Origin of the sequence: Paenibacillus aestuarii (genome assembly GCF_027789125.1) — a bacterium.
GTDB classification, from domain to species: domain Bacteria; phylum Bacillota; class Bacilli; order Paenibacillales; family NBRC-103111; genus Paenibacillus_E; species Paenibacillus_E aestuarii.
Genome location: NZ_JAQFVF010000064.1, coordinates 1 through 6,195, shown reverse-complemented (window position 1 = coordinate 6,195; position 6,195 = coordinate 1). Strand labels below are relative to the sequence as shown.

Here is a 6,195-nt window from a genome sequence, read left to right as displayed (position 1 = left end):
GGGCAGGTTAGTTCCAATATATGGTACAATAAAACCGATCATATTCATTCTATTTAAGGGCTTAATAAGAAGGTTGTGAGGGTTACAAAGGATGACCTGAACGATGCAACTGCATCCTATCTTCAGGTAACGGTGGCGTAAACGCAGGAAGCAACGGTAGATATCTCTGAGAGGATGAGTGAAATGACAGGGAACCTGTTTCGAGTGCTGTTCATTGTGGTGATGATCGCCGTTATCGTGAGTGTCGATATACTTTACTTAAGACATCACTTTGCGACCCGGCTAATCGTCAACATCGGAATAGTTGCGGTGTTTGTCTCCGTCTATTTCATCTTTTTCAAGAAATCGTAAGCAAAGTACAACAGATTCTTACGTTGTTAAAGGGTACTATTGGAAGCATCTGAGCTATCCGCTGAAGTAACGAGGAACGATAGTTCAACACGATAACATGGCAGCTGGTCAGCACGATCAGCTGCCTTTATCATTGAGCTAAAGGGCAGTATCCTCGGATGGCCATTGTCGATATTGTAAAGAAGGAATTATAGCGGATAGACGTTAATCAGTTTCAATCCTGTTCCTGTACTCATACCATAATTGAAAACAGGGAGGGATAGATCGATGACCAGTACCGGTTCGCTTTGTGAGCGGTTCTCAAAGATTATCGGGGGTGAACCCGGCTTAGCTGGAGGAAAATGCGTCTCGACAATCAATCGAAATAACATAAGAGCAACAATTTTGGGGAAAAGATTTAGAGTAACATCTTCTTTTTCGTTTGAATCTTTAAATGAAAGAAATGGTAGAGCGCTTTGTTTAGGTAGAGCGGCATTCTTAGAGAAAGAAGTCAATAAATTCATTGCGGCCATTCGAAATCAAGGAATAAAAGTTACATCTGTCCATAACGAATGGCTATTCGAGCAGCCTCGCTTGATTTATATTAATATTGAAGCAGTTGGAAGTCCACTTGTTTTCGCAAGAAAAGTCAGGCGTGCGTTAGATGCTGTGCATTAATAAAATCGAGCTCGGTACCTTGTAGACACCGGGCTCGATATACGAACCATGAATATGTTTGTAGTTTAAATTTATTTGAAACAATGGCTCCAACCTGGTCTGACGTACATAAGCTGTCAGAGTAAAGAGCTAATTAGTTGCGAATTTCGTACTTTAATGATTGAGAGCTAACGGAGAACGTAGTTTAAATATAACAGGGAGCAGATCGTAAGGTTTAATCTTTTTTTTAATTGAATTAGCGTTATTCGTTTAATAGCTTCACAATGGGGGCGATACGATTCCCTATTAAGTCCAAGCTTCAGCATTTAATGAGCAAATTCTACGCGATTGTACCTTTGAAACGGTTCTTAGCAGCAAAAAAATAATAATAAGCTCCCTGCTATTGTTAGCAAGGAGCTTATAACGTGATGGATATTATTTTACTTCAATAGAAGTAACAACCCCGCTATAACCTTTCAATTCAACCAGGTGGTTTTGAACCAATTGAGTACGATCACCTGATATGATTACAGTAGGAGAAACGTTGTAAAGCGTAATTCCATTTGCGCCATTAATAGAAATTTGAGCAATTCTGCCTTGCGCGTCAGGAGTAGTAGAATTAAATGTACCATAGACATCAAATCCTTGATTAGCTTGAGCTAATGTCGTTACTTGAATCGAGGTAACTTGGTTTCCTGAAACTGTGATGTTAGCTACATCACCAACTTGCAGAGCAGAAGCTGCTACTGTAGCACCGCTGCGTGTAACAACTACACTTGGGCTAAGTGTATAAGGAGTAACTGTGCCTGCGTTATTCAAATTTAATACATTGTTGTATACAGTAGAAGTAATCGTTCCGCTTGTTACATTGCTTTGTTGAGCTAATGTTGTTACCTGAATCAGTGTAATTTGGTTTCCACTAGTTGTGATGTTAACAACATCGCCAACTTGCAGGGCCGAAGCCGGCACCGAGGAGCCATTGCGGTAAATAACCACAGTTGGGCTGAGTGTATAGGGATAAGCTGCGCCATTAAAATACAAAACATTGTTGTTCACTGCAGAAATAATCGTTCCGCTTGTTACATTGGAATTGGTTTGTGAAGCTAAATTCGTTACTTCAACATAAACGACAGTATTGTTAAAGGTATGGACTTTCACTTCATCTCCAACTTGCAGGTCAGTAGCGTTTACCTTCACTCCGTTGCGCAGTACAAATACATCCGGATGAAGGGTATATGAAGTCGTTGTACCCGCAGTTGTGAGTGAAAGAGTATTATTTGTAACAAGGGCATTCACTGTGCCAGTGAAATTATTTGGGTCTTGGTCAGGCAGTTGGCTGTTTGTGCGATCAAGCAAAGCAGCAAGTTGAGCGCGTGTTACATTTTGGTATGGTCTGAATGTGTTGTCTTCAAAGCCGTCAACCAATTTCTTCTCTATCGCTTCTTCGACATAACCTACAGAACCAGCAGGAATTTTGTTCGCATCTATAAATGTAAGAGTTGAATTCATTTTTGTTTTTGCTTCTGTGTCCAGTTTCAAAGCTTTGATCAAGAGTGTTGTCGCCCACAAACGGTCTGCAGGTTGATCCGGTTTAACAGCGTCATCCTTTTCAGAGAATAAATCATTTTCAAGCGCAACAGCCACATAACCTACAGCCCATGAAGGAACTTGGTCAGCATCTCTGAAGTTCAATTTCGTTTGCATTTCAGCAGCGGATTCTGCTTTATCACGCAATCCCATCAAGCGAACGGCAGCCGTGATAGCCTCGATACGGGAAACGCTATTATTCGGTTTGAATGATCCGTCTTCATATCCTTCGAATACGCGTTTGGAAGACAAGCTTGCTATGTAACGCAGTGCCCATGATGCACCATTCATATCATTAAAGTTAAAGTTAATCGTGACATTGGTATTACCATTGAAGTTGAAGTTATTTCCGCCTTTACCATGACTTTCATGACGTTGATTATCTTCACGATCATCTTTGTCATGTGCGAAAGCCGCGGAAGCGCCCCCCATAACCATTGTAAGCGCGAGAGAGGTTGCAACAACTTTTTTCATCAAATTCTTTTGCATCAAGTTCCATCTCCTTGTACATAATAAATGAATAATTGAATTTGGATTCCTTCGTGAAGGGACTGATTAGGCTATAAGGATTCGATAGGATGGTTTGTTTTAGGGGGGTTCCAAGTGAGCACTGTCCTAAAAACTATTTTGTGTGGATCCGTAATACTTTTTAGATCCACGCTGTCTAATATATGACTGGCGTTCTCCGAACGGAAAGGACCTCTTTCCTTTTGGGCTAAAACTAGAGCAGAATCTTGAACTAGAGCATATATTGATATTGGTCAACAGCACGTTCATATATAAAACCACCTCTTAACGGCGTAGGAGGTGGTTTGTTCGTTTTCAGCCCAATGTATGATTCTAAGTAAAACGTAAATGAAACCGTTATGAAAGAAACATTTGATACCAATTACTTTGGAGTTCTGAATCTAATTCAAGCTTCTGTAGCTTTGATGAAAGAACATAATTTTGGACGTATAGTTAATATATCGTCGGGATTGGGATCTTTTCAAGTTCATCAAGGCTTTCTAGGTTTAAAGGGGAAGCTCATCCGCTTATCGCATCTCAAAAACACAAACATATGAGCATAATCGCGGTGGTAGTATAGGCTGGATTAGTAAATGTTTTTTCACGTGGCGTTAATCTATCGGGGAGATTAGATCAATAAACGCACTAAAAAATTACCTGTTTGGTAGTATAATTTAGGGGGAAAGTCTCCCGAATGGAGAGGGTGTAAATTGAAAATTTCCTATTTCGGATTAATTGCTTCCGTCGGATGCATCGTTTTATGCTGTATTTTTTTGTTTTGGAATCCTCTGAGACTTAACGCGAATAAAAGGTACAGAATCGCCTATAATCAAAGTAAGCGGGAACTTGTATTCATTCGACAAGTTTCTAAATGATAATTGGTTAGGTTTATTACTTTATCTTCCGACTTCCTTTGCCTTAGCCTCAGCTATAGCTTCTTTCAGTGCCTTTGCTGGTGGGATATCGGATCAGCTACGCCGTGCACCCTTTATTCCTATTTATTCTTGATTGCATAAAAGCGTGGTTTAAGCAAATGTCCTTAATCAACCTTTCTAGAGCCTATTTTTTCGGACAACGGACAGATATATATTATGAACCTCTAACAATTAACATATATTGATATCTAACTATTAATTGAGGGGGATTAATAATGAAGTCCACAAGAAATAACGACTTATTTCTTAAATACGTAAAGGAAAAATATGGTTATATAAACGTAAGGCAGTATATGCCTTCCAATATTCTTAATTTTCATTATTATGTGGGGAAAGATGTTCAAAGAGGAAAAACTGTTTTCATTAAAATGTATGGAAACCTACCGGAGGTTGCCAGAAGAGAAGCCTTATTACTTCAACTGCTCAATCGTAGAACCAGATCGAAATATTTCCCCAAATTGTTGGCGTATAATGTGAAGGGCAAATATCCCTTTGTTGTTCTCGAATATGTTCAGGGGTCAAGTTCATTGGAAACATGCTTAATTCAAAGAAAAATACAAAGTCAACATCACAAGCGACAACTGTTGCGACAAATGAACGATATTTTGCAAATTCTGCATAAAAACAAGATCATCCATCGCGATATTCGACCAGCCAATTTATTGGTCCGTAGAGGAAAAGATGGTAAACAAATGGAGTTAGTATTAATTGATTTTGCATTTTCCGTTTTGAAGCATCCGAGTCACGTTCATGAACTTACATTTCTAAAATCCAGAAGAGACATATTGGAAGCTCTTGGAGAGAAATCATACAAACCGAGTGCATTCAAATGGGATGATGCGTATTCATTCTGCAAAATTGCCAGAAAGATAGATTTGCAATCTCAAAAAAAATTTCCTTATCTATGGAGACAGCTCAATTCCTCCATTGGTAAAGTCGTCTACGAAAGCAAGTAAGCGAGTAATAGCAAGGAACAATACAATTATGTGGGCTAATTTGTAAGTCCTGCATGGGATATCGTTTGGTCGAAATTCCTTATTGACAGTAAAACGAGATCGCCATTACACTATGTGTAAACGATTACGTAATCGGTTTCACAAAAGTACGGGATCCACGGTTCCGTTCTTTTTTCATGAGCATTGGAAAGTCCAAAAGGAGATGTCCCCATTTGCTTCGGTATTTTCAAAATAGAGGTTTACATTTTCGGTTATTAGTATATTTCATCACTTTGATCTTGCTTCCTGTGGCAACCTTGGGTGTGATTGGCAATTGGGTATCTGTAAAAACGCTGGAGAATGAAGCAAACGATCATACGGAACAAATGATTGGTCAGGTCACGAAGAATCTTGATTTTTATGTGCAAAATGTAGGGCAAACGCTGCAACTGATTTCCAAGAACCCGGAGACTGAACGGTTTCTCTCCGTAAATTCGCATACGGCCCCCGACCAGAGACAGAGCATCGAAGTTGAAGTGAGAGGCATGCTTAGTAACTTCACTTCCACCTATCCAGAGATTGCCGGGATTATCATTGTGAATGAGAATGACCTGGATGTCAGTAATGAGATGTATCGAGTGGCCCGAAATCCTCTGACGAGTGAAGAGTGGTATATCGAAGCCATGAACGAGCCGGATAAACCACACTTAATGAGCAAGCCGGTGGGTAGAAATATTACTACCAACATGAACTATAGCCCGGATGATGTCCTTTCCGTTGTGATGGCGTTGCATGGTACGCAATCTGAACGCTATCAAGGTGTTGTCCTCATTGATTACAAACTAACGAAACTGGAGTCGTTAATTCGCGATATTACGCTCGGCAAAAGCGGCTTTATTTATATCATGGACAACAACGGCGAGATTGTCTATGCACCTGAGAATACCATTGTTTATCGAATGAGGGCTGAGTGGCTTCAAGAGCACAATGAGACTTCTATTGTGAAAACAATCCGTAATCAACGCTACCAAATCATGTATACGGAATCGGATTTTACAAAATGGAAAACGATCGGTGTGTTTTCTTTGAGCGAAACTTTGCAGGACGTGACGAAGCTGCGTAATGCTTCCATTATTTTAGTCGGGATGAAAGCAAATGATTGACGACGTCAATAAAGAGCTGCAGGCGAGCAAGATTCAAGGCGAGTGGAAATAATGCTCGCGACTTCATGTAAGCAGAATATA

6 protein-coding genes are annotated in these 6,195 nt (G+C 39.9%); 5 read left to right on the top strand and 1 reads right to left on the bottom strand.

All coding sequences use genetic code 11. The features are described 5' to 3' along the window. The first annotated feature begins 183 nt into the window (after nucleotides 1-183). Nucleotides 184-351 (top strand): hypothetical protein, encoded by a 168-nt coding sequence (locus tag O9139_RS23405; RefSeq protein WP_270877747.1) that lies wholly within the window; start codon nucleotides 184-186, stop codon nucleotides 349-351. Between the two features lie 267 nt (nucleotides 352-618). Continuing rightward, entirely contained in the window at nucleotides 619-1,008 is a 390-nt protein-coding gene (locus tag O9139_RS23400; RefSeq protein WP_270884174.1) for a DUF1259 domain-containing protein, read from the top strand. Nucleotides 1,009-1,422: 414 nt separating this feature from the next. On the opposite strand, the gene O9139_RS23395 is transcribed toward O9139_RS23400, so the two are convergent. Beyond that, on the bottom strand, nucleotides 1,423-3,063 hold the full coding sequence (locus tag O9139_RS23395; protein WP_270884173.1) for an S-layer homology domain-containing protein: 1,641 nt from the start codon (nucleotides 3,061-3,063) through the stop codon (nucleotides 1,423-1,425). A 377-nt stretch (nucleotides 3,064-3,440) separates the two neighbouring features. On the opposite strand from O9139_RS23395, the gene O9139_RS23390 reads away from it, so the two are divergent. From O9139_RS23390 to O9139_RS23380, 3 genes are all read left to right on the top strand, one after another. Continuing rightward, a complete protein-coding gene (locus O9139_RS23390) occupies nucleotides 3,441-3,638 on the top strand; it encodes an SDR family NAD(P)-dependent oxidoreductase (protein WP_270884172.1) in 198 nt (65 codons plus the stop codon). Nucleotides 3,639-4,231: 593 nt separating this feature from the next. Then, complete coding sequence (locus O9139_RS23385) at nucleotides 4,232-4,972, top strand: protein kinase domain-containing protein (RefSeq protein WP_270884171.1); 741 nt, start codon at nucleotides 4,232-4,234, stop codon at nucleotides 4,970-4,972. Between the two features lie 212 nt (nucleotides 4,973-5,184). Further along, on the top strand, nucleotides 5,185-6,114 hold the full coding sequence (locus O9139_RS23380) for a cache domain-containing protein (RefSeq protein ID WP_270884170.1): 930 nt from the start codon (nucleotides 5,185-5,187) through the stop codon (nucleotides 6,112-6,114). Nucleotides 6,115-6,195: the final 81 nt, after the last annotated feature.

Excerpts from the sequence above, each read along its gene's own strand:
- O9139_RS23395 (WP_270884173.1), bottom strand. The coding sequence starts at position 3,063 with ATGCAAAAGAATTTGATGAAAAAAGTTGTTGCAACCTCTCTCGCGCTT.
- O9139_RS23390 (WP_270884172.1), top strand. The coding sequence starts at position 3,441 with ATGAAAGAAACATTTGATACCAATTACTTTGGAGTTCTGAATCTAATT.
- O9139_RS23385 (WP_270884171.1), top strand. The coding sequence starts at position 4,232 with ATGAAGTCCACAAGAAATAACGACTTATTTCTTAAATACGTAAAGGAA.
- O9139_RS23400 (WP_270884174.1), top strand. The coding sequence starts at position 619 with ATGACCAGTACCGGTTCGCTTTGTGAGCGGTTCTCAAAGATTATCGGG.
- O9139_RS23405 (WP_270877747.1), top strand. The coding sequence starts at position 184 with ATGACAGGGAACCTGTTTCGAGTGCTGTTCATTGTGGTGATGATCGCC.